Below are 22,689 nucleotides of genomic sequence, written 5' to 3' on the forward strand. Positions count from 1 at the left end.
CGAAGGATTTTGTCACGCCCTTTGCCAGCGCCGCTCCATCGCATCAATCGCGGCAATCCGGTCGTCAATCGCCGGGTGGCTTAACAGCCACGCGGGCTGCCCGGCCTGCCCGCCAACCAGACGCTCCAGCTTGCGAAACAGCGACTTTTGCGGCCCGGTGCCGATGCCTGCCTTGGTCAGCAGGGCCGCGGCCCAGGCATCCGCCTCAAACTCATCGCGGCGCGAAAGCCGGGCCATCACCGCCATGGATACCAGCCGCGCCAGTCCTACACCTACGAAGGGCAAAAACCGCGCCAGCGCCGCCGACAAGACCACGAAGACCACATTCTGCCCGGTGAAATCGATCATCCGCCGCCGCACATGCCCCAGCGCCACATGGCCCAGCTCATGCGCGATGACGCTGGCCAGCTCATCAGCCGAAACCTCGCCTCGCGCCTTCCTCGCCAGAAAGCCGCGCGTCAGGTAAATCTGGCCATCGGGCGCGGCAAGGCCGTTTACCGCGTCAACCTCATAGACATTCACCGCAATGCGCGGCAGGTCCAGCGCATGGGCCAGACGGTCAGCCGCAGCCTCAATCTCGGGGTCATGCAGGGGCCGCGACCGGGCGGCCAATGCCTTTTTAGTCTGGCTGACCGACATGACCAGCGAGAACAGCGCGTAAACCACGGCAAGGGCAATGGGGATCAGGACGGCGACCATGCCATGGAATATGGCCAGCCATGGCGCGCGCTTCAATGGCAGGTCGCGCCCGGACAGGTTTGCGTTTCTCCTACCGCAGCGCCTTGATCCCGCGTGACAGGCCTTCCAGCGTCATCGGCACCATCTGGCCTGCAAAGATATCGCGGATCAGGGGGGTCGATTGGCTATGGCCCCAATGCGCCTCTGGCACCGGATTTATCCACAGGTGGTTGGGCCATTGGGTGCAGGCGCGGTGCAGCCAGACCTGACCGCTTTCCGGGTTCCAATGTTCATTGGCCCCGCCGGGGTGCAGGATTTCATAGGGTGACATCGCGGCATCACCGACGAAGATCGCCTTATAGTCGCTGCCATAGGTGCGCAGCACTTCGGCGGTTGGGGTCTGGGCGTTCCAGCGGCGGGCATTGTTGCGCCAGACACCTTCGTAAAGGCAGTTGTGAAAATAAAAGGGCACAAGCTGCTTGAACTCTGCCCGCGCGGCGCTGAACAGCTCTTCCATCACCTTGACATAGGGGTCCATGCTGCCGCCCACGTCCAGAAACAGCAGCACTTTCACGGCGTTGCGCCGTTCGGGGCGGGTTTTCACATCCAGCCAGCCCTGCTTGGCGGTGGCGCGGATCGTGCCATCCAGATCAAATTCCTCCACCGCGCCATCGCGCGCCCATTTGCGCAACCGGCGCAGGGCCACCTTGATGTTGCGGGTGCCCAGTTCGACCTGATCATCCAGATTGCGAAACTCGCGCTTGTCCCAGACCTTGACGGCGCGCTGGTGGCGGCTGGCATCCTGCCCGATGCGGATGCCCTCGGGGTTGTAACCATAGGCGCCAAAGGGCGATGTGCCTGCGGTGCCGATCCATTTGTTGCCGCCCTGATGGCGGCCCTTCTGCTGTTCCAGCCGGGCCTTCAGCGTCTCCATCAGCGCATCAAACCCGCCAAGCGCCTGTATTTGCGCCTTTTCCTCGGCTGTCAGGTACTTTTCGGCCAGCTTGGCCAGCCAGTCGCCTGGCAGATCCAGCGCCTCGATCGCCTGTTCGGGGGAAATGGTTTCCAACCCCTTGAAGGCGGCGGCAAAGGCGCGGTCGAACCGGTCGAAATGGCGTTCGTCCTTGACCATGACAACGCGGGCAAGGTGATAGAACCCTTCGATGTCAAGGGTCACCAGATCGGCGGCCATGGCCTGATGAAAGGCCAGAAATTCACGCAGGGAAACCGGCACTCCTTCCGCCCGCAGGGCCTGGAAGAACGGCAGGAACATCGCTTACCGCGCCATGCGGTCGATGAAGATGCTGGCGAACATGCCCAAAAGCGCGAAGGCAATGGCATAGATCGCGGCATATTGCAGAATATCCAGCCGCTTGCCGCCGCGCCGTTTTGCGGTCAGCCCGCCGATGACCGCGCCGATCACAAGGCCTGCAAGTACGATCATTCCGGTTTCCTGCCCCTGCTGCGGGGCGGTCAGCCCCCGTCGCGCGCGTCCAGGGCGGCGATTTCAGCCATCCGCGCGCGCATCTGTTTGTCCGAGCCGAAGCCATAGCGCGCAAGGGGTGCGGCGTCCAGATGCAGGCTGCGGGCGGCGGCGGTCTGGCCCGTCCTTTCCAGCGCGTGGGCCTTGATCAGCATCAGTGTCGCCGCCAGCGAAAAGTTCTGCGAATGCCGCGCCACGGGAATCGCATGGTCGGCAAAGGCGATGGCTTGCCGTGGCTGGCCGGTTTTCAAGGCAATCGCGGCAAGCTGCATGTCCACATGGGCCACATGCACCTCGGCGCCGGGCAGGTTGGCATAAACGCGCCGTGCCTCGGTCAGCGCCTGCACGGCGGCCTGCGGATCGAAGCCAAGCTGAGAGCGCCCCACAGCATAAAGCGCCAGCCCCAGCCGGGCATCGGTCCAGCCCTCGGCATGGGCGATGGCCAGCATCCGCTGGGCAGAGGCGGCGCGGGCCTTGCCACCCATGGGGCCAAAGGTCGCCTCGACGGCATCGGTCCAGTCATGCGGGCCGATGTCGGCAACTGTGGCGGGCAGACCGATGCCTGCGGGATTCAGGCGGGCCAAAATCGCGGGAAGGCGGGCGGCCACTTCGGCCTCTGTCATCCCGGAGTGCAGGTCTGGCGCATAGTGAATGCGCAGGATCAGCATATCGAAGGGGGTTAGCACTGCGTTGAAATTGTCGTCGTTAAAGACGGAGTCTGTCAGCCGATACAGGTCGTTCAGCGGGCCAAGCGCCTGGGCCAGTTCCTCGTGGAAACAGTCGCGCACCTCTTGCGGGCTGGTGTCAGAGGGCACAAAAATCGCCGCCCGCTGCCGTTGGGTCAACTGCCCCCAGTCTGTCAGGGCGTCGGTCCGGTGTCTGCGGTATTCGGCAAAAGAGCTGACGTTCGGCACCACGAAGCAGGCCGCCGTTGGGGCCGCGCGTGACAGGGAACGGCGCGGCAGGAATTCGATGACAATACTGGCGCTTGATCCGGTTGCCGCCATGCGGATGTCTAGCCCCGCTTCGGCCTGCATGCGCCCGACAACGCGCTGTAATTCCGCCGCCGCCTGCTGTGGAACCGCGCCCGCCAGCGCCACAGTGACCGGCGTTTCAAACCGTGTGAGCATCGTCAGCCGCCGCCCGCTTTCCATCTGGAATTCCAGATCCAGAAAATCGCGCGCCAGATCGGCATTTCCATGCAGAGGTGCTGTCACCGCGCGCTGACCATCGGCCAGAAGCGGCAGCGCAACCAATGCCGTGGCCGGAGAACCGGCGCGCATTGTCACCTCTGCGGCAGGGTGGGCGGTGCAGGCGGCCAGAAGCAGCAAGGGAAGAAAGATGGCACGGCGCATCAGTGAAGTCTCATTCGTAAAAAGGGCACGCAGGCAAGGCACCAAGGCAAGCTGTCCCAGGTCCGGGCTGCGGCGAGGGAAGCCCCCACTCCCCTCGCGCCGCCGGTCCGTTGCGGGTTTCCCCGCCGGTCCATTCACCCCGTTTGCCACCCTGTTTCCGCGCCCGTCTTGCCACACTGAAACAACGCGCGACAAGCCGATGATTTTCTTGCGATTCACCAGATACGAGGCCCGAGCGGTCCTTGGTGGCAGCCGGTTGGTCCGCTCTTCGAGACAACATGCCCGCAATGTCTGTTTCTGGGCAGTCCGGTGTCAATCTTTGGATTTCCTGATTGTTTTGGCCAGACTAGCCTTGGCGGTCGTGGCGCAGCCATGTGCCAGATGTGCTGCCGTGTGATCACGGAAAGTTTCCAAGTGTTTCATAATTTGGGACTTAGGTGAATGAAACGTGGCGGAATGATGGCCAAGTTGTGGCTCTGCTGTACGAATCAGGGTTATCCACAGGCCAGCCCTAGCGCTGCCCCCGGGCCATGAAGGCCAGCCGTTCGAACAGTTGCACATCCTGTTCATTCTTGAGCAGCGCACCATACAGGCGGGGCAGCGCATGCTTGCCCTCGCGTCGCAGGTCTTCGGGGGAAAGGTCTTCGGCCAAAAGCAGCTTCAACCAGTCCAGCGCCTCGGAGGTTGAGGGCTTTTTCTTCAACCCAGGCGTTTCGCGAATCTCGAAGAATCGCGTCAGGGCTGCGGCCAGCAGCGCCTCTTTGATGCCGGGGTAGTGCAGGCGGACGATGGCGGCCAGAACATCGGGGTCGGGAAAGCGGATGTAGTGAAAGAAGCAGCGGCGCAGGAATGCCTCTGGCAGTTCCTTTTCGTTGTTCGAGGTGATGATAACCACGGGCCGCTGACGGGCGCGCACCGTCTCGCCCGTCTCGTAGACATGGAACTCCATCCGGTCCAACTCTTGCAACAGGTCGTTCGGAAACTCGATGTCGGCCTTGTCGATCTCGTCAATCAGCAGAACCACGCGGCCTTGCGCCGCAAAAGCCTGCCACAGCTTGCCGCGGCGGATGTAATTCGCAAGCTCATGCACCCGCGCATCGCCCAACTGGCTGTCGCGCAACCGGCTGACGGCATCGTATTCATAAAGGCCCTGCTGGGCGCGGGTGGTCGATTTCACATGCCATTCGATCAGGGGCAGCCCAAGGCTGGCCGCCACCTGCCGGGCCAGCTCGGTCTTGCCGGTGCCGGGTTCGCCCTTGACCAGAAGAGGGCGTTCCAGCGCCACGGCGGCGTTGACCGCAACCTTCAGGTCATCGGTGGCGACATAGCTGGGGGTGGTGTCGAACTTCATGGCAGCCTCGCTGACCCTATATATTTGGCGCGACCCTAGAGGCGCCGTCAAAATGTCGCAACTGCTAGTGACAATGGTTTGGCGATAGGCTACATGCCGCGCCAACAGGAGAGCGCCACGTCAGTTGCCACCTGGCCAAGGCGCGCCGACACGACTGGAGTGTGCTGTGATGAAGCCCGAAGTGTTCTTGCCTGACGACTACCGGCCGGCCGAAGACGAACCCTTCATGAATGACCGGCAGTTGGAATATTTCCGCCGCAAACTTCTGATCTGGAAACAAGAGCTTCTGGATCAGTCGGCCGAAACGCTGGACAATCTGACGGAAAGCGCCCGCAACGTGCCCGATCTGGCTGACCGCGCCAGCGAAGAGACCGACCGTGCGCTGGAACTGCGCACCCGTGACCGCCAAAGGAAACTGATCGCCAAGATCGATTCTGCGATGCGGCGGATTGATAACGGCGAATACGGCTATTGCGAGATGACCGGAGAGCCGATCAGCCTCAAGCGGCTGGATGCGCGCCCGATCGCCACCATGACGCTGGAAGCGCAAGAGCGGCACGAGCGCCGCGAAAAGGTTCACCGCGACGATTGACCGCCCGGTGCGGGGCTTGCGGCCCCCCACCCGATGGCCGAAGGATAAGCCGGGCATTTCGCCCGGCCTTTTCTTTTCCGGGGGTATGGCATGGCGCAAGAGGTGACGATCCTCGGGGCGGGGGTGGCGGGCCTTGCCGTGGCGCGCGCCCTGGCGCGGCAGGGCTGGCAGGTACTGGTGCTGGAGCAGGCCGACGCCATCCGAGAGGTGGGGGCAGGCCTGCAAATCGGGCCAAATGGTGCGGCGGTGATCGATGCGCTGGGTCTGGGCGATGCGATGCGTGCGGCCTCGGTGCGCGCACAGGCGGTGGCGCTGAAAGACGGGCTCTCGGGCGCGAACGTGCTGCGGATGGATATGGCGGCGCATTACCCGGCGCTTGGCTGGCATTTCCTGCACCGCGCCGATCTGATCGACATTCTGGCCAATGGTGCGCGCGAGGCGGGCGTGCAGATCCGCCTGCTGCACAAGATTGATCAGGTTGATCTGTCCGGCCCGCGCCCGCGCATCGTGACCGCGCAAGGGGCCGAGTTTCTGCCCGGCACCCTGATCGGGGCCGACGGGCTGCATTCGCCGACGCGCGCCGCGCTGAACGGGGCCGCCGCGCCGTTCTTTACCGGGCAGGTCGCCTGGCGTGCCGTGGTGCCAGAGATGCCGGGCGCCGACGCGGTGGCCGAGGTGCATATGGGCCCGGGCCGCCACCTGGTCAGCTATCCCTTGCGGGGCGGGCGTTGGCGCAACATCGTCGCGGTAGAAGAGCGCAAGGCCTGGGTGCAGGAAAGCTGGTCACTGCGCGATGATGCGATGGAGTTGCGTCTGGCGTTTCAGGGCTTTGCGCCGCGGGTGCAGGGCTGGCTGGAACAGGCGCAGGATGTCTGGCTGTGGGGACTGTTCCGCCATCCGATAGCACCGGTCTGGCAGCGGGTGATGCCCGAAGGCGCGGTGGCGATTCTCGGCGATGCCGCGCATCCAACGCTGCCGTTTCTGGCGCAGGGCGCAAGTATGGCGCTGGAGGATGCCTGGTCGCTGGCGCAGGCGCTGGGGCAGGGCCAGCAGACGTTGCCAGCCTGGCAGGCGGCGCGTGCGCCGCGTTGCGCGCGGATCGTCCAGGCGGCGAACAGAAATGCCCGAGCCTATCATCTGTCGGGTTTGCCACGGTTTGTCGGCCATACCGCGCTGCGCATCGGCAATGCGGTGGCCCCCGATCTGGCGTTGAAACGGTTCGACTGGCTTTACGGGTTTGACGTGACCAAGGCGCGGACGGGTGCCTAGGTCGAGACGGCCAAAGCGGCTGCGGGGCAGCACAGATCCAGCCCGCCCGCCATCACCACAGCCTCCGACGTCAGTCGCAGGGTAACGAAATGGGCAAGGGCCACGCGCTCTTGCCGGATGAACTCTCCATCCACCAGTTGCGAGACGGGAACAGCGGCCTCTGCCACGCCCCACAGCGCCTTGGCGCGCCAGTCACGCACCAGAACGCGCTGATCGGGGGCAAGGCGCACCTCGGCTCCGGGGCGGCCGATGCCCAGCGTATCTGGGCTGACCACAATCACCTGCGCATCCTGCTGGCTGCGGATTTCGATTTCCACCACCTTTGCTATGCCGCGCCGGGTGATCACCCGGTCGCCCAGCCCCAACAGTTCTACCGGCAGCTCGCCCTCGGCGGTCATCACCTGCGTTCCGGCCAGAAAGCCGATCGCTTCGGGGGGCTCGGTTGCGGCAGTTTTAGACTGATGGGCAAGGTCAAGCGTGGTCATTGCAACCTCGGGAAGAAGCTGCGGTCAATTTTCTCGTCAAATGCGGTCTGAATGTGGCGTGCTGCGGTCATTTCGGTGGACTGTCATTGCCCCGTGCCTTGCGCTTTTTCCTCTCGCATCCTGCAACGGGCTTTGTTAGAAGGGCGCGGATTTGCGGGGCAGGCCAGCCGGTCTGCTCTGTGGCAATTCGCGGGTGTGGCGGAACTGGCAGACGCACCGGATTTAGGTTCCGGCGCCGCAAGGCGTGGGGGTTCGACTCCCTTCACCCGCACCAGTATTGGATTGAGAAGGACGAGATATGCAGGTCACCGAGACCCTGAAAGACGGCCTGAAGCGCGCCTACACCATCACGGTGTCGGCGGCCGAGCTGGAAGCCAAAGTGCAGGAAAAACTGCTTGAGGCCCAGCCCGACATTGAAATCAAGGGCTTCCGCAAGGGCAAGGTTCCTCTGGCGATCCTGAAAAAGCAATTCGGCCAGCGCCTGACGGGCGATGCGATGCAAGATGCCATCGACGGCGCGATGAAAGACCATTTCGAGAAGACCGGCGACCGCCCGGCGCTGCAACCCGAAGTCAAGATGGTTGGCGGCGAAGAGTGGAAAGAGGGTCAGGATGTCGTGGTCGAGATGGCCTACGAAGCCCTGCCGCCGATTCCCGAGCTGGATACCGCCAAGATCACGCTGGAACGTCTGGTCGTGAAGGCCGACGAAGGTGCCGTGGAAGAGGCGCTGAAGAATCTGGCCGACAACGCCAAGAACTTCGAGGCCCGCAAGAAGGGATCGAAGGCCAAGTCGGGCGATCAGGTCGTGATCGACTTCAAGGGCTCGGTTGACGGCGATTATTTCGAAGGCGGCGCTGGCGAGGATTACCCGCTGGTTCTGGGTTCGAACAGCTTCATCCCCGGTTTCGAGGATCAACTTGTCGGCACCAAGGCCGGTGAAGAAGTGAAGGTCGAAGTGTCCTTCCCGGAAAACTATGGTGCCGCACATCTGGCCGGCAAGGCCGCTGTGTTCGAAACCACCGTCAAGGAAGTGCGCGAGCCGAAGGCCGCCGAGATCGACGACGAGCTGGCCAAGAAGTTCGGCGCCGAAGATCTGGCTGCGCTGAAGGGTCAGATCACCTCGCGTCTGGAAGACGAATACAAAGGTGCCTCGCGCGCCGTGATGAAACGGTCGCTGCTGGATCAACTGGACGGTCTGGTGCAGTTCGATCTGCCCGCGAAACTGGTCGAGGCGGAAGCCAGCCAGATCGCCCACCAGCTGTGGCACGAGGAAAACCCCGATCACCACGGCCATGACCACGGCTCGATCGAAACCACGGATGAGCATAAAAAGCTGGCCGAACGCCGCGTGCGTCTGGGGCTGCTGCTGGCCGAAATCGGTCGCAAGGCCGATGTCGAGGTGTCCGACGCCGAGATGACCCAGGCCGTTCTGGCCGCTGCCCGCCAGTATCCGGGCCAGGAACGCGCCTTCTTTGAATTCGTGCAGAAGAACGCCCAGATGCAACAGCAACTGCGCGCGCCGCTGTATGAAGACAAGGTGGTTGATCACATCGTGGCCGGTGCCAAGGTGACCGACAAGGAAATCGGCAAGGACGATTTGCAAAAGGCCGTCGAGGCGCTGGACGAGTTCTAAGCGCTCCTTGCAGGCAACAGATCAGGCCGCGCCTTTGGGTGCGGCCTTTTCGTTTGGCTCATCGGCCCGCACCACATACAGCCCCGCGCCGATGATGATGGTGATGCCCAGCCAGCCCAACGCATTGGGCAGGTCGCCCCAGAACAGCCAGCCCCACAGGATGCCCCAGAAGGCGAAGGTGAACTCGAACGGGGCCACCACCGAATTGGCGGCGATGCGATAGGCTTGGGTCAACAGCGTCAGGCCGATGGCCGCGATGCCGCCGCAGGCGCACATCAGCAGGGCGTCCTGCGTAGTGGGCCAGACCCAGCCGCGCGTCAGGAAGGCCAGGCTGGCATGGCCCGCCCCCTCATGCGCGCCGGTGCCATAGACCAGCGCCAGCGCCGCCGCGCACAGCAGGAACGCGATATTGCCCCAAAAGGCCAACGCGGCGGCACTGTCGCGCACGCCCATGATGCGGGCGGCCACCATCGACCCGGCATAGGCCGCGCCGCAAAAGATGGGCAGCAGCGCCGCCCAGTCGAACAGATCGCCGCCGGGCTGCACCATGATCACCACGCCCGCGAACCCTGCCGCCAAAGCCAGCCAGCGGCGCGGGCTGACCCGCTCCTTCAGCACCAGCGCCGACAGCAGGGTGATCATCAGTGGTGCGGTGAAATACAGCGCCACCGTCGTTGCCATCGGCAACGCCGCAAGCGCCAGATAATACGCGGTGTAAGCCAGAAAGTTCAGCACCCCCCGCACCAGCATCAGCGGCCATGTCGGGCTGACCAGCCCGCGCAGGGTGCCATCCATCAGCTTGGTGATCACCAGCAGGCAGGGAATGGCCGTCAGGCTGCGCAGCACCATCGCCTGATGCAGCGGATAACTGCCCGACAGCAGCTTCAGAATCAGATCCTGCACCGAAAAAATCGCGATCCCCGCGATCAGATATAGAATGCCCAAGGTGGTGGAAGAGGTGCGCATGACGGCAGGCTAGCCAGGGGCGGCGCGCGCGCTGTCCTGTTCCCGACGCCCGCTGTCGGGCAAACGAAAACCGCGCCCCGATTGCTCGGGGCGCGGCTGCCGATCCCTGGTCAGGGAAAGGATTACTCGTCGTTGGCGGCAGCGCCGACTTCGTCGAACAGCTCGGCAATCTCGAACTCGGCCGCGGCTTCCGCCTCGGCTGCCAGTTCCTGGATCGACTTGCCCGAAGCTTGAAGTTCGGCTTCTTCAACCGAGCGGGCCACGTTCAGATTGATCGTGGACGATACTTCGGGGTGCAGGACCACGGTCACGGTGTGGATGCCCAGATCCTTGATCGGCTTGTCCATCACAACCTGGTCGCGCTTGACGGTGAAGCCGGCAGCGGTCGCGGCTTCGGCTGCGTCACGGGGCGAAACCGACCCGTAAAGCGCGCCCGAATCCGAGGCGGACCGAATCACCACAAAGGTCTGGCCGTCCAGTTTGGCGGCCACAACTTCGGCTTCCTTCTTGGTCTCGAGGTTTGTGGCCTCAAGCTGGGCCTTCTTGGCCTCGAAGGATTTGATGTTGTTGGCATTGGCACGCAGGGCCTTGCCTTGCGGCAAGAGGAAGTTGCGTGCGTAGCCGTCCTTGACGTTGACGACTTCGCCCATCTGGCCAAGCTTGGCCACGCGCTGAAGCAGGATAACTTGCATGTGCCTGTCTCCCTTACTTCACGGCATAGGGCAGCAGGGCCAGGAAGCGGGCGCGCTTGATGGCTTGCGCCAGTTCACGCTGCTTCTTGGCCGAGACCGCGGTGATACGGGACGGAACGATCTTGCCACGCTCCGAGATGTAGCGTTGCAGCAGACGGGTGTCCTTGAAGTCGATCGCCGGTGCATTGTCACCCGAGAACGGGCAGACCTTGCGGCGGCGGAAAAACGGTTTGTTCGCCATGGTTTATGCTCCTGTTTTCAGATCAGCGACGGAAACCGCCCGAACGCTCGGGACGATCGCCGAACGAGGGACGCTCACGACGTTCGCCACCGAAACCGCCTTCAGGACGGTCACCGCGGTCGCCGCGTTCACGCTCGTCGCGCTTTTGCATCTGAACCGAGGGGCCCTCGGCATGGGTATCGACCTTGATCGTCAAGACGCGCATGACATCGTCATGCAGACGCATCAGGCGTTCCATTTCCTGCACGGCGGCCGCGGGTGCGTCCGACTTGAGCAGGGCATAGTGGCCCTTGCGGTTCTTGTTGATCTTGTAGGCCATCGTCTTGACGCCCCAGTATTCGGATTCGACGACTTTGCCGCCGTTGTCCGAAAGGACGGTCGAGAAATGTTCCACCAGGCCTTCAGCCTGCGCGTTGGACAGGTCCTGACGCGAAATAAAGACATGCTCGTACAGCGGCATGTGCACTCCGGTTCTGTCAGGCGCATTTCATAGGACGGGCAAACCCTTTGCTGCGGCCCGTCCACGAGAGGCTGCGCCGGTTCATGGAAAATGCAGCAAAGGATGCGGCCTTATACAGAAGAACCTGCCCGATGCAAGCGCGCGTTCCCCCTGTTCCTCTTGGCAGAAATACTCCGGGGGGATGAGCGATCAGAAATCGTCCAGTGGACGATTTCCGCGAAGAACGCCCGGCCCGTGGCCGGGCCGGACCGGGACTGGGGGCTGGCCCCGCTTCTACAGTGCCGAGGCAGGCAGGCCGAACACCCGGTCGAACGCCCATGTAAAGCCAAAAGTATAAACCGCAAAGAACACCAGCAGCCCGGCATCATAGGCCAGCGCCTGCCAAAGCGTGACATCCATCCACCACGCCAGGAACGGCACCATCAGGATCAGCAGGCCACCTTCAAACAGCGCGCCATGCGCGATGCGGCGGCGAAAGGAGCGGCCCTTGACGGTCTGACGCCGCTCCCACGCCTCAAACCCCGCGTTGAAGGCATAGTTGAAGAGCAGCGCAATGATCATCGACCCCAGCGCCGCGCCACCCGCGGTCTTTGCATCCTGATCGGAAAAGGCCAGCCGGCCGAGGGTAGAGATGATCAGGCCGATCGCTTCGAACAGGACGGCATAGATCACGCGGCGCAGGACAGGGGACACATCTGGATCATGGCGCGCGACCCTGAAGCCGCCGTCGGCGACCGTCAAGAGCTTGCGCCGATTGCAGGATGGGTTCGGAAAGGTTAAGCGGGGAAAAGACCATCGAGGGGGACGGGATGAGCCGCGCATTCGTATTTCCGGGGCAAGGGGCGCAAGCCATCGGCATGGGCAAGGCCTTGGCCGAGGCCTATCCGGCCGCCAGAGCCGTGTTCGATGAGGTGGATGACGCGCTGGAAGAAAAGCTGTCGGCGCTGATCTGGGGCGGTGACATTGCCGAACTGACGCTGACGCAGAACGCGCAACCCGCGCTGATGGCAACATCGATGGCGGCGATTGCAGCTTTGGGGGCCGAGGGCTTGGGCATCCAGCAGGGCGATTTCGTCGCTGGGCATTCCTTGGGGGAATATTCGGCGCTGTGCGCGGCGGGGTCGCTAAGCCTGTCCGACACCGCCCGCCTGCTGCGCATTCGCGGCAAGGCCATGCAAGAGGCGGTTCCGGTGGGCGTGGGCGCGATGGCCGCCCTGCTGGGGCTGGATTTTGCCACCGCGACCGAAGTCGCGGCAGAGGCCGCGCAGGGCGAGGTCTGTCAGGCCGCCAATGACAATGACCCCGCGCAGGTGGTGGTGTCCGGCCACAAGGCCGCGGTCGAGCGGGCGGTCGAGATTGCCAAGGCCAAGGGTGCAAAGCGCGCGCTGATGCTGCCGGTTTCCGCCCCTTTTCACTGCGCGCTGATGCAACCCGCCGCTGCCGTGATGGCCGAGGCACTGGCGGGCGTGGTGATCCATGCCCCCAAGGTGCCGCTGGTCGCCAATGTGCGGGCCGAGGCGGTGACCGAGCCGGACCGCATCCGGCAATTGCTGGTGGCGCAGGTGACGGGATCGGTGCGCTGGCGGGAATCGGTGCTGTGGATGGCGGGTGCCGGTGTGGCAGAATACTGGGAAATCGGGGCAGGCAAGGCGCTGTCGGGCATGATCAAGCGCATCATCGGGGGCGATGTGGTGCTGAAGGCCGTTGGCACACCCGAGGATGTGGCCGCGCTGAAGGCCTGAGGCCGGCGCCTGCGGACAGCGCCGGGGGCTTCGCGCCTCCGGACCCCCGCGGGATATTTATGAACAGATGAAGACCTTCTGGGTGGGGGAGTTTGCAATGTTTGATCTGACCGGAAAATCCGCGCTGGTGACGGGCGCGTCGGGCGGGATCGGGGGCGAGGTGGCGCGCGCGCTGCACGCGGCGGGGGCCACCGTCGGCCTGTCGGGCACGCGGGTCGAGCCGCTGGAGGCGCTGGCCGCCGAACTGGGCAGCCGGGCGAATGTGCTGCCCTGCAACCTGTCGGTTGCCGAAGAGGTCGAGGCGCTGATGAAGCGCGCGACCGAGGCGATGGGGCAGGTGGATATTCTGGTCAACAACGCCGGGATCACCCGTGACGGGTTGATGATGCGCATGTCGGATGACGATTGGGCGCAGGTGATCGAGGTCAACCTGACCTCGTCCTTCCGCCTCTGCCGGGCGGCGTTGCGCGGCATGATGAAGGCGCGCTGGGGGCGGATCATCAATATCACATCCGTCGTCGGCACGGCGGGCAATCCGGGGCAGGCCAATTATGCCGCCGCCAAGGCCGGCCTGCAGGGCCTGTCGAAATCGCTGGCGCAAGAGGTTGCGACGCGCGGCATCACGGTGAACTGTGTCGCCCCCGGTCTGGTGGAAACCGCGATGACCGAAAAGCTGAACGACGAGCAGCGCGCGCGCATTCTGGCCGATGTGCCGGTGGGCCGGATGGGCAAGCCAGTCGAGATCGCGGCAGCGGTGCTGTATCTGGCCTCGCAGGAGGCGGCCTATGTGACGGGCGCCACGCTTCATGTGAATGGCGGCGGCAACATGGCGTAACGGGTTGACCTGGGCACCGGGTCGCGGCCAATGTTCTTGCCATGCCCGCGCGGCTTTGCTATCAGCCGCGCCAAAGACAGCCGGGGCACGTCGCCCCCTTGATGAGGAAGTGACATGAGCGACATCGCCGAGCGCGTTAAGAAGATCGTCGTCGAGCATCTCGGCGCCGAAGCCGACAAGGTGACCGAGAATGCCTCGTTCATCGACGACCTGGGCGCAGACAGCCTTGATACGGTCGAGCTGGTCATGGCGTTCGAAGAAGAATTCGGCATCGAGATTCCCGATGACGCCGCCGAAACCATCCAGACCTTCGGCGATGCGGTAAAGTTCATCTCGGGCGCTGTCTGAGATCTTTCGCAGGTTTATGGAAAGGGCGGCCTTCGGGCCGCCTTTTTCATTTTCGGCTCGTGGGAAGCGGCTTGCCTCTGCCAGAGGGCTGCGGTCTGATGGGCAAAACCAGCAGGAGGTCGCAGATGGCAACACTTGGCACGATGTTCGGGGCAGGGGCCGCGCGCGGGTTTCTGGGCCTGCCCGATGCGCCCGATCTGGCGGCGCTGGCGGCTGATGTTGTGATTCTGGGCGCTGATGGTTGCACTCCCTATGCCAGCGTTGGGCATTATTGCGCGGGGGGCGCGGCGGCGATCCGGGCGGCGGGCGCGCAATGGGCGGCCTCGCAGCAGGCGATGAATTTCGATCTGGGGCAGGCGGTCATTCCTGGCGGTGCGCGGATCGTGGATGCGGGCGATCTGGCGATTTCGCAAGACGCCGCCGCCAACCGCGCTTTGCTGCGCGATGCGGCGGGCAAGGTGCTGGCGGCGGGGGCCGTGCCGGTTTTGCTGGGCGGGGACGATTCGTTGCCCATTCCGTTGTTGCAGGCGCTGGAGACGAAGGGGCCGCTGACCATTCTGCAAATCGATGCCCATATCGACTGGCGCGATGATGTGGGGGGCGAGCGCTGGGGCCTGTCATCAACCATGCGCCGCGCCTCCGAGATGGCGCATGTGGAGCGGATCATTCAGGTCGGCCAACGGGGCATCGGCTCTGCCCGGCCGGGCGATGCGCGGGCGGCAGAGGAATGGGGGGTAACCTTTGTTCCGGCGCGTGAGGTGGCGGCGCAGGGCATCGGCCGGGCGCTGTCGCTGATCCCCGAGGACGCGAATATCGCGGTCTGTCTGGATGTGGACGCGCTGGACCCGGCGATCATGCCTGCCGTGATCGGGCGCGCGGCGGGGGGCCTGACCTATTGGCAGGTTTTCGAGCTGATCGCGGGGGCAGCGGCGCGCGGGCGGATCGTCAGCTTCGACATGGTGGAGTTCATGGCCAGCCGCGACATCGACGGACAGGGGGCACTGGTTGCGGCGCAGTTGCTGGCCGGGGTCTTGGGTGTTCTGGCAGGGCAGGTAGAGAAATGAGCAAGTTCAATCAACCGCTTGGTGGCAATGACATGCCGCGCTTTGGGGGGCCGGCCACGATGATGCGGCTGCCTTCGCAGGCGGATGCGGCGGGGCTGGATGTGGCTTTTGTCGGCATTCCGATGGACATCGGCACCTCGAACCGGCCCGGCACGCGGTTGGGCCCGCGCCAGATCCGCGACGAGTCCCGGATGCTGCGGCCTTATAACATGGCGACGGGGGCGGCACCGTTTGAACATTTGCAGGTGGCCGATATTGGGGATGTACCGATCAACACCTTTGATCTGAAAAAGTCGGTCGATATCATCACGTCGTTTTATGACGACGTGCTGGCAAAAGGCGCTCTCCCCCTGACGCTGGGGGGCGACCACACGCTGACCTGGCCCATTCTGCGGGCGATCAAGAAGAAACATGGTCCCGTGGCGCTGATCCATGTCGATGCCCATGCCGACATCAACGACACGATGTTCGGCGAAAAGGTCGCGCATGGCTGCCCCTTTCGCCGGGCGTTTGAGGATGGCTGTCTGATCAATGACAAGGTATTCCAGATCGGGCTGCGCGGCACAGGATACAGCCCCGAGGATTTCGACTGGGGCCGCAAGAACGGTTGGACGGTCGTGCAAGCGGAAGAGTGCTGGCACAAATCGCTGAAACCCTTGATGGAAGAGGTTCGGGCGAAGATCGGCGATGCGCCGGTTTACCTTTCCTATGACATCGACAGCCTTGACCCCGCCTTTGCCCCCGGCACCGGCACGGTGGAACCGGGTGGCCTGACCATCTGGCAGGGGCTGGAGATTGTGCGCGGCTGTGCGGGCCTGAACCTTGTGGGCGGTGATCTGGTGGAGGTCTCGCCCCCCTATGACCCAAGCGGTAACACCGCGCTGGTGGGGGCGAACCTGCTCTATGAAATGCTGTGCGTGCTGCCGGGGGTGCCGCAGGGGCGGTGACACCCTCACCCCTCCCTCTCCCCTAGGGGAGAGGGAGGGCACCCATCGGCCAAGGGGCGCAACTTGCCCATGGCAGACCCCCGCTCCCTCGGGGGAGAGGGTAGGGTGAGGGGGCGCCCCCTTGCACCATCCCCCCCCCTCGGTCTAAGGCAGCCCCGACCCCGCAAAAGAAAGGCCGCCCGATGATCCCGCGCTATTCCCGCCCTGACATGGTTGCCATCTGGGAGCCGCAGACCCGCTTTCGCATCTGGTACGAGATCGAGGCGCATGCCTGCGACGCGCAGGCCGCCCTTGGCGTGATCCCCAAGGCCAATGCCGAAGCGGTCTGGAAGGCGAAGGACGTGGAGTTCAACGTCGCCCGCATCGACGAGATCGAGGCGGTGACCAAGCATGACGTCATCGCCTTTCTGACCCATCTGGCCGAGATCATCGGCAATGATGAGGCACGGTTTGTCCATCAGGGCATGACCAGCAGCGATGTGCTGGACACCACGTTGAACATTCAGCTTGTCCGCGCCAGCGACCTGTTGCTGAAGGGCCTCGACCGCGTTCTGGCTGCGCTGAAAGCCCGCGCTTATGAGCATAAGGATTCGGTCCGCATCGGCCGCAGCCACGGCATCCATGCCGAACCCACCACCATGGGCCTGACCTTCGCGCGCTTTTATGCCGAGATGGAGCGCGGCAAGCGCCGCCTTCTGGCCGCCCGCGAAGAAATACGCACCGGCGCGATTTCGGGCGCGGTCGGCACATTCGCCAATATCGACCCGCGGGTTGAGGAATACGTCTGCGAAAAGCTGGACCTGATCCCTGAAACCATCAGCACCCAGGTCATTCCGCGCGACCGCCATGCCATGTTCTTTGCTACCCTTGGCGTCATCGCCAGCAGCATCGAAAACATCGCCATTGAGATCCGCCACATGCAGCGCACCGAGGTGCTGGAGGCCGAAGAGTTCTTCTCTCCCGGCCAAAAGGGCAGCTCTGCCATGCCGCATAAACGCAACCCCGTGCTGACCGAAAACCTGACCGGTCTTGCCCGTCTGGTCCGCATGTCGGTGGTGCCGGCGTTGGAAAATGTCGCCCTTTGGCACGAGCGTGACATCAGCCATTCATCGGTGGAGCGTGCCATCGGCCCCGATACCACGATCACTCTGGATTTCGCGCTGCACCGTCTGGCGGGTGTGGTGGAAAAGCTGGTGGTCTACCCGGATAACATGCTGAAGAACATGAACAAGTTCAAAGGACTGGTCATGTCGCAGCGCGTTCTTCTGGCGCTGACGCAGGCGGGTGTGTCGCGCGAAGACAGCTATCGGCTGGTGCAACGCAACGCGATGAAGGTCTGGGAAAAAGGTGCCGATTTCAAAACCGAGCTTCTGGCCGACCCAGAGGTGACCGCTGCCCTGTCGCCCGCCGAGATCGAGGAAAAGTTCGACCTTGGTTATCACACCAAGCATGTCGATACCATTTTCGCCCGCGTTTTCGGCTGATCAATGAAGCCCTGACGCCCGTTCCGACGGGCGGGCGTCAGTTTTGGCAAAACGTGCATCGGCAATTGTGGATTCCGTGTTAGCTTTTTCAAAGCAACCGGAGAAAACCCATGCGCCTTTTGCACGCCATCGCGCTCTTCGCCACCTTGCCCTTTGCGGCCCTTGCCGTTGGTTCGGATGACAGCGATCCGCCAAAGCCAACCCAGACCACGACCCAATGCAAGAACGGCGAGGTCTGGGATGAAGCGCAGCAGAAATGCGTTCCGCCGCAGCACAATGACCTGAGCAATGACACCCGGTTCCGCGCGGTGCGCGAACTGGCTTGGGCCGGGCGCTATGACGATGCCATGCTGGTCCTGTCGTCGATGACCGAGGGTGAGACGGATCGCGTTCTGACTTATCGCGGTTTTATCCTGCGCAAATCGGGCAATATCGAACAGGGCATCGTGGCCTATGAGGCGGCGCTGAAGCTGAACCCCCACAACATCCTGACGCACAGCTATTACGGCCAGTTGCTGGTCGAGATGAACGAGGTGGATGCCGCGCGCGTGCATCTTGCCGCGATCCGGGCTGATGGCGGGCAGGGAACCTGGGCTGAAGCCTCTTTGGCCCACGCCATCGATACCGGGCTGACCTATACCTACTGACCTTGCGCAAAGGGGGCGGCATGAAAGTTCTGGCTGTTATGGCGTTGTGTCTTGTTTCCGGGGCGGCAGATGCCCAACAGCAATCCGTACCGCCCGGCGGGCACGATTGCGAAAGCCAACCCAGTTGTGCCACGGGAACCCTGTGGAATCCCGGCACGAAAACCTGCGAGGCGGTGTCCAGCTAAGGCGGCGTTAACCGGACCCTGCCAGTCTGACCTTGACCCGGGAATCGAGGCGGATATGTCAGAACGGCAGGCTTTGGCGCGAATTGAACCTGTAAAGCGGGCGGTGGCGATTCCGTCGGCCCCCAAGCCACGGGTACCCAGCCCGCGCGAAAAGGCGGCCATCATCGTGCGGTTCCTGCTGGCCGAGGGGGCAGAGATACCGCTGTCGCGCCTGCCCGAACACATGCAATCCTCGTTAACCGAGCAGATGGGCCAGATGCGGCTGGTGGATCGCACCACCCTTGCCAGCGTCGTCGAAGAGTTTCTGGCAGAGCTGGAGCAGGTTGGCATGGCCTTTCCTGGTGGTATCGAAGATGCCTTGTCGGTGATGGGGGGGCATATTTCGCCCAATGCCGCCAACCGGTTGCGCCGCCTTGCCGGGGCCTCTGCCAAGGCCGATCCCTGGGACCGGCTGACGCAACTGCCAACCGACCGCCTGCTGCCAGTGCTGGAAGAGGAAAGCGCCGAGGTGGCGGCGGTGATGCTGTCAAAGCTGCCGGTGGCGCGGTCGGCGGAACTCTTGGGCATGCTGCCGGGCGACCGGGCACGGCGGGTGGCCTTTGCCGTCTCGATGACCGGGAATGTCGATCCTGAAACCGTGCGCCGGATAGGCCTGTCGCTGGCCACCCAACTGGATGCCCAGCCGCCCCGCGCGTTCGAGGCGGGACCAGTGGAACGGGTGGGCGCGATCCTGAACATCTCGCCCGCGCTGACCCGCGAAGATGTGTTGAAAGGGCTGGAGGAAGAGGATCGCAGATTTGCCGATCAGGTGCGCAAGGCGATTTTCACCTTTGCCCATATTCCCACCCGGCTGTCGCCCCGCGATGTGCCAAAGGTGATTCGCGTTGTCGATCAGACGGTTCTGGTCAGTGCCCTTGCGGGGGCCAGTGGCGAGGCGGATGCGACGACGGCCGAATTCCTCCTTGCCAATGTCTCGCAACGCATGGCGCAGGCTTTGCGCGAAGAGATCGCCGGGCGCGGCAAGGTGCGCGAGAAGGACGCCGAAGAGGCGATGGCTGCGGTTGTCACCTCGATCCGGCAGTTGGAGGGGGCGGGTGAGTTGAACCTGATCCGCGAGGAGGACGAATAGCCACAGACTTGCTATCCTGCCGCATATGAACCGTTAGGAGCGCATCATGGAACGAGTCGTCGGCAAGGTCGTGACGGTGGAATTTGACGGCAAACGCTGCGTCCATTCGCGCAACTGCGTGCTGTCTCATCCAGAGGTTTTTGTGCCAAACGTGCAGGGTGAGTGGATTTTTCCAGATGCCGCCACACCAGAGGCGGTGCTGCAAATTGGCCTCAACTGCCCCTCTGGCGCCATCCGGGTGCGGCGGAACGACGGGGCGGCCAGCTCTGATGCAGCGCCCGTGGTCAACCTGCTGCGTCTGCGCGAAAACGGCCCCCTGGCGTTGGAGGCGCCAATTCTGATCGGCGGTCAGCAGCAGGTCGCGTCGCGTGCAACGCTGTGCCGGTGCGGGCATTCCGCGAACAAGCCCTATTGCGATGGAAGCCATACCGCCGCGGGGTTCGTCGCAACCGGAGAGGTGGCCGCAAAAGACAGCCAACCTCTGGAGCAGCGCAATGGCCCGGTCGAGGTTGTCGCCCAGCCCGACGGCCCGCTGAAGGTGACCGGCAACCTAGAGGTGGTGTCGGGCACGGGCCGCACCCTCAACCGGGCAACAAGGCTGTTCCTGTGCCGCTGTGGCCATTCGGCGAACAAGCCGTATTGCGATGGCAGCCACAAGGCTGCGGGATTCACAGCGCCGGGGGTTTAAGCCACGGGGGCTTAGGCGCCCCATCCCGACCCGTGGAATGGGGCGTAAGGTGATGGCCGGGCGACCATCGCAGCCCGATTTATGCCATGTGAACCCCCTCCCGGCGCGCTGACTATCCCAGCAGACGGGGATCAAATGGATATTTCGTCAGATTCTCGAACCCCGTCTCGGTGATCAGAACCTGATCTTCCAGCTTGATCGAGAAGTTGCCCCCTTCGGGTGAAACCAGCGCCTCGACGCACAAGACCATCCCCGGCTCCAGCGCCACCTCGAAGGCCCCGTCCACCCAGGCATCGGCATAGGGCACAAAGGGCCATTCGTCGCACAGGCCAACTCCGTGCATCTTGCAAGAATACTTCTGCTTCCAGTACTGGCCGTCCAACTGGTGGCCGTTGTGCGTCAGCTCCTTGATCGTGACACCCGGTTTCAGCATCGCCATGTTCTCGCGGATGTGGTCCATGCCGTGGTTCATCGCCGAAATCATCGCATTGGTCGGGCGCCCGTCCCCCACCCACCATGTCCGCGAGATATCGATGCAGATGCCATAGCTGCCGATCAGATCGGTATCAAAGGCGACAATCTCGTTATTCTGCACGATCCGGGGCCCACATTCCTGAAACCACGGGTTGGTACGCGGACCCGATGCCAGAAGCCGCGTCTCGATCCACTCTCCCCCACGCCGGATGTTGCCCTTGTGCAGCTCTGCCCAGATGTCATCTTCGGAAACGCCGCCCTTGGGCACGTTTTCACGGGTAAACGCCTCCATCCCGGCGATGGCGCTTTCGCAGGCATAGGCGGCGCAGCGCATCGCCAGAATTTCGTCGGGGCCCTTCACGGCACGGGCGCGTTCGGTGATAACCTCGCCCTCCAGCACCTCAAACCCGGCGCGTTCCAGCGCGCGCAACCCGTGGACCATGATCTTGTCCACGGCCAGCCGACGGTTGGTGCCGGCATGGGCGCGCATCACCTCGTCCACTTGGCCGGCGAAAGCCTTGGCATCGCCCGCCGTTGCATCACCGCAGACGTTGTAAAAGAAACTCGCGCCGTGGCGCAGTTCGGCCACCAGCGGGTTGAAAGTCACCAGAAACGGCGCCTGTTTGTATTCCCAGACCACCATATGGCCATCGGCGCACAAAAGGCAGGCGCGGAACGGGTTGTGGCTGTTCCAAAGCTGCATATTGGTGGTGTCGGTCACATAGCGGATGTTCAGCGGGTCAAACATCAGTACGCCGCCCACATCGCGGTTGATCAATTGCTGGGTCAGCCGCCGCCAGCGATATTCCCGCATCTTTGCCAGATCGGGCGGCACCAGCCCCGCCGCCTGCCATTCGCCAAAGGCCAGTTGCGTTGGCCCGATCTCGACCCGGTCATTGTCATTCGGGGTGCCGTCGGCCAGTCGGTCGGCGCGGGCGGGGTCAATCTTGCGGCGGGTTTCAGCATAAGAGGTCATGGCGGGTTCCGGATTTGTGTTGTGCCCAGCTTCGCGCCACCGGTGTCAAAGGCATGCCAGTTGACGACATTTCCCGTCGCCTATTGCCTTCACATTGGCCCAAGCATCCCCGCCGGAGGCTCCGCACGCGGGGCTTGCGCTGGGTTCGGGCTTGGGCGAAGAACGGGCATGACCGATCCGATCCTGCAAACCCGCCTGCCATTCGCCCCCTGGATGGACCCGCGCACCGCGCGCTTGCCGGGCATTCTGCAGGTCGAGGGCGACGACTGGTTGCGGGTTGATGATGCCTTTGCCGCCCAGATGGCAGAGCGCGACCGCCTGCTGGCCACCCGGCCGGAGATGGTGGTCGGAATGCTGGACAGCGCAGGCCCGGCGGCGGGCGAGCTTTATGCCGAGGTTCTTGCCCGGCTTGGCCGGACGCCCGGCTATCATGTCGGCGCCAGCACGGTGCAGCGCCCCGATGGCGTAACGGTTGCGCTGGACCCGGCGCAGCCGATGGCCACCTTGCTGCGGCTGGTGCAGGAAGATCTGTGCCTGATGGAAAAGCACGGGGACGAACATGTGCTGACCGCCGCTGCCCTGTGCTTTCCGGCAAGCTGGTGGTTGGGGGAAAAGCTGGGCCGTCCACTGTTGGGCATTCATGTGCCGGTGCCCAGCTATGATGCCGATATTGCCCGAAGGGTGCAGCGGTTGTTCGATGCGATCCGGGCGGAACAGCCGCTTTGGCGGGCCAATGCGCTGATTTACCGCGACCCGACGCTGCATCAGCCGCGCCGCGAGGATGACCCGCGCATCGACCGCCACGGCGGGTCTTTTGTGCGCTCTGAACGGCAGGTGTTGCGGCGACTGCCCCGGACCGGCGCCGTGGTATTTTCGATCCACACCTATGTGGTGCGGATCGAAACGCTTACTCCGGCAGAATTTGACGGCTTGCAGAAAGCCCAGCGCTGAACCCGACGGGATCG

Annotated in this window: 26 protein-coding genes and 1 tRNA gene; 15 read left to right on the plus strand and 12 right to left on the minus strand. The window is 63.6% G+C overall.

Annotated elements, in window-relative coordinates; genetic code table 11:
• Nucleotides 1-12: 12 nt before the first annotated feature.
• From JI744_RS06875 to JI744_RS06895, 5 genes are all read right to left on the minus strand, one after another.
• A complete protein-coding gene (locus tag JI744_RS06875) occupies nucleotides 13-699 on the minus strand; it encodes a M48 family metallopeptidase (protein ID WP_202658960.1) in 687 nt (228 codons plus the stop codon).
• Nucleotides 700-769: 70 nt separating this feature from the next.
• Nucleotides 770-1,951 (minus strand): vWA domain-containing protein, encoded by a 1,182-nt coding sequence (locus tag JI744_RS06880; protein WP_202658961.1) that lies wholly within the window; start codon nucleotides 1,949-1,951, stop codon nucleotides 770-772.
• A 3-nt stretch (nucleotides 1,952-1,954) separates the two neighbouring features.
• Complete coding sequence (locus tag JI744_RS06885) at nucleotides 1,955-2,122, minus strand: hypothetical protein (RefSeq protein WP_202658962.1); 168 nt, start codon at nucleotides 2,120-2,122, stop codon at nucleotides 1,955-1,957.
• 29 nt (nucleotides 2,123-2,151) lie between these two features.
• Entirely contained in the window at nucleotides 2,152-3,516 is a 1,365-nt protein-coding gene (locus JI744_RS06890) for a DUF2927 domain-containing protein (RefSeq protein ID WP_202658963.1), read from the minus strand.
• Nucleotides 3,517-4,027: 511 nt separating this feature from the next.
• Entirely contained in the window at nucleotides 4,028-4,867 is an 840-nt protein-coding gene (locus JI744_RS06895) for an AAA family ATPase (protein ID WP_202658964.1), read from the minus strand.
• Between the two features lie 169 nt (nucleotides 4,868-5,036).
• Between JI744_RS06895 and dksA the strand changes: the two genes are divergently transcribed.
• Together dksA and JI744_RS06905 are read left to right on the plus strand one after the other, a co-directional pair.
• Nucleotides 5,037-5,459: an RNA polymerase-binding protein DksA gene (dksA, locus tag JI744_RS06900; protein ID WP_202659384.1), complete on the plus strand. Its 423-nt coding sequence runs from the start codon at nucleotides 5,037-5,039 to the stop codon at nucleotides 5,457-5,459.
• 90 nt (nucleotides 5,460-5,549) lie between these two features.
• Nucleotides 5,550-6,728, plus strand: coding sequence for an FAD-dependent oxidoreductase (locus tag JI744_RS06905; protein WP_202658965.1), 1,179 nt, complete (start codon nucleotides 5,550-5,552; stop codon nucleotides 6,726-6,728).
• Here the strand turns inward: JI744_RS06905 and JI744_RS06910 are convergent.
• A complete protein-coding gene (locus JI744_RS06910; protein ID WP_202658966.1) occupies nucleotides 6,725-7,213 on the minus strand; it encodes a Hint domain-containing protein in 489 nt (162 codons plus the stop codon). The two genes, JI744_RS06905 and JI744_RS06910, sit on opposite strands and share 4 nt — an antisense overlap.
• Nucleotides 7,214-7,402: 189 nt before the next feature.
• Here JI744_RS06910 and JI744_RS06915 point away from each other — a divergent pair.
• Together JI744_RS06915 and tig are read left to right on the plus strand one after the other, a co-directional pair.
• A tRNA-Leu gene (locus JI744_RS06915) sits at nucleotides 7,403-7,487 on the plus strand.
• 24 nt (nucleotides 7,488-7,511) lie between these two features.
• The gene (gene tig, locus JI744_RS06920) at nucleotides 7,512-8,846 is read left to right on the plus strand and encodes a trigger factor (RefSeq protein ID WP_202658967.1); all 1,335 of its coding nucleotides are present in this window, start codon (nucleotides 7,512-7,514) and stop codon (nucleotides 8,844-8,846) included.
• Between the two features lie 21 nt (nucleotides 8,847-8,867).
• Here tig and JI744_RS06925 read toward each other — a convergent pair whose 3' ends face one another.
• From JI744_RS06925 to JI744_RS06945, 5 genes are all read right to left on the minus strand, one after another.
• The gene (locus JI744_RS06925; RefSeq protein ID WP_202658968.1) at nucleotides 8,868-9,812 is read right to left on the minus strand and encodes a DMT family transporter; all 945 of its coding nucleotides are present in this window, start codon (nucleotides 9,810-9,812) and stop codon (nucleotides 8,868-8,870) included.
• Between the two features lie 122 nt (nucleotides 9,813-9,934).
• Nucleotides 9,935-10,504, minus strand: coding sequence for a 50S ribosomal protein L9 (gene rplI, locus JI744_RS06930; RefSeq protein ID WP_202658969.1), 570 nt, complete (start codon nucleotides 10,502-10,504; stop codon nucleotides 9,935-9,937).
• 13 nt (nucleotides 10,505-10,517) lie between these two features.
• Nucleotides 10,518-10,745, minus strand: coding sequence for a 30S ribosomal protein S18 (gene rpsR / locus JI744_RS06935; protein ID WP_202658970.1), 228 nt, complete (start codon nucleotides 10,743-10,745; stop codon nucleotides 10,518-10,520).
• Between the two features lie 22 nt (nucleotides 10,746-10,767).
• Nucleotides 10,768-11,205, minus strand: coding sequence for a 30S ribosomal protein S6 (gene rpsF, locus JI744_RS06940; RefSeq protein ID WP_202658971.1), 438 nt, complete (start codon nucleotides 11,203-11,205; stop codon nucleotides 10,768-10,770).
• Between the two features lie 273 nt (nucleotides 11,206-11,478).
• Nucleotides 11,479-11,898, minus strand: coding sequence for a PACE efflux transporter (locus tag JI744_RS06945; RefSeq protein WP_202658972.1), 420 nt, complete (start codon nucleotides 11,896-11,898; stop codon nucleotides 11,479-11,481).
• A gap of 116 nt (nucleotides 11,899-12,014) precedes the next feature.
• On the opposite strand from JI744_RS06945, the gene fabD reads away from it, so the two are divergent.
• The 10 genes from fabD (at nucleotide 12,015) to JI744_RS06995 (ending at nucleotide 20,274) form a co-directional block, all read left to right on the plus strand.
• Nucleotides 12,015-12,947, plus strand: coding sequence for an ACP S-malonyltransferase (gene fabD, locus JI744_RS06950; RefSeq protein WP_202658973.1), 933 nt, complete (start codon nucleotides 12,015-12,017; stop codon nucleotides 12,945-12,947).
• Between the two features lie 97 nt (nucleotides 12,948-13,044).
• A complete protein-coding gene (gene fabG, locus JI744_RS06955; RefSeq protein ID WP_202658974.1) occupies nucleotides 13,045-13,782 on the plus strand; it encodes a 3-oxoacyl-[acyl-carrier-protein] reductase in 738 nt (245 codons plus the stop codon).
• A 114-nt stretch (nucleotides 13,783-13,896) separates the two neighbouring features.
• Complete coding sequence (locus JI744_RS06960; RefSeq protein ID WP_202658975.1) at nucleotides 13,897-14,130, plus strand: acyl carrier protein; 234 nt, start codon at nucleotides 13,897-13,899, stop codon at nucleotides 14,128-14,130.
• Nucleotides 14,131-14,255: 125 nt separating this feature from the next.
• Entirely contained in the window at nucleotides 14,256-15,194 is a 939-nt protein-coding gene (locus tag JI744_RS06965) for an arginase family protein (RefSeq protein WP_202658976.1), read from the plus strand.
• Nucleotides 15,191-16,141: an agmatinase gene (gene speB / locus JI744_RS06970; RefSeq protein ID WP_202658977.1), complete on the plus strand. Its 951-nt coding sequence runs from the start codon at nucleotides 15,191-15,193 to the stop codon at nucleotides 16,139-16,141. The genes JI744_RS06965 and speB overlap by 4 nt, the downstream gene beginning before the upstream one ends.
• 182 nt (nucleotides 16,142-16,323) lie before the next feature.
• Nucleotides 16,324-17,625, plus strand: coding sequence for an adenylosuccinate lyase (purB, locus tag JI744_RS06975; protein WP_202658978.1), 1,302 nt, complete (start codon nucleotides 16,324-16,326; stop codon nucleotides 17,623-17,625).
• 110 nt (nucleotides 17,626-17,735) lie between these two features.
• Nucleotides 17,736-18,272, plus strand: coding sequence for a tetratricopeptide repeat protein (locus tag JI744_RS06980; protein WP_202658979.1), 537 nt, complete (start codon nucleotides 17,736-17,738; stop codon nucleotides 18,270-18,272).
• Nucleotides 18,273-18,292: 20 nt separating this feature from the next.
• Nucleotides 18,293-18,457 carry a hypothetical protein gene (locus JI744_RS06985; protein ID WP_202658980.1) on the plus strand — a complete coding sequence of 55 codons (165 nt, stop codon included), beginning with the start codon at nucleotides 18,293-18,295 and terminating at the stop codon, nucleotides 18,455-18,457.
• Nucleotides 18,458-18,512: 55 nt separating this feature from the next.
• A complete protein-coding gene (locus JI744_RS06990) occupies nucleotides 18,513-19,586 on the plus strand; it encodes a flagellar motor switch protein FliG (protein ID WP_202658981.1) in 1,074 nt (357 codons plus the stop codon).
• Between the two features lie 46 nt (nucleotides 19,587-19,632).
• The gene (locus JI744_RS06995; RefSeq protein ID WP_202658982.1) at nucleotides 19,633-20,274 is read left to right on the plus strand and encodes a CDGSH iron-sulfur domain-containing protein; all 642 of its coding nucleotides are present in this window, start codon (nucleotides 19,633-19,635) and stop codon (nucleotides 20,272-20,274) included.
• 112 nt (nucleotides 20,275-20,386) lie between these two features.
• On the opposite strand, the gene dddP is transcribed toward JI744_RS06995, so the two are convergent.
• Complete coding sequence (dddP, locus tag JI744_RS07000; RefSeq protein WP_202658983.1) at nucleotides 20,387-21,724, minus strand: dimethylsulfonioproprionate lyase DddP; 1,338 nt, start codon at nucleotides 21,722-21,724, stop codon at nucleotides 20,387-20,389.
• Nucleotides 21,725-21,892: 168 nt separating this feature from the next.
• On the opposite strand from dddP, the gene JI744_RS07005 reads away from it, so the two are divergent.
• Nucleotides 21,893-22,675, plus strand: coding sequence for a heme-dependent oxidative N-demethylase family protein (locus tag JI744_RS07005; protein WP_202658984.1), 783 nt, complete (start codon nucleotides 21,893-21,895; stop codon nucleotides 22,673-22,675).
• Nucleotides 22,676-22,689: the final 14 nt, after the last annotated feature.

The organism is Fuscibacter oryzae (assembly GCF_016765795.1).
Lineage (GTDB): Bacteria > Pseudomonadota > Alphaproteobacteria > Rhodobacterales > Rhodobacteraceae > Fuscibacter > Fuscibacter oryzae.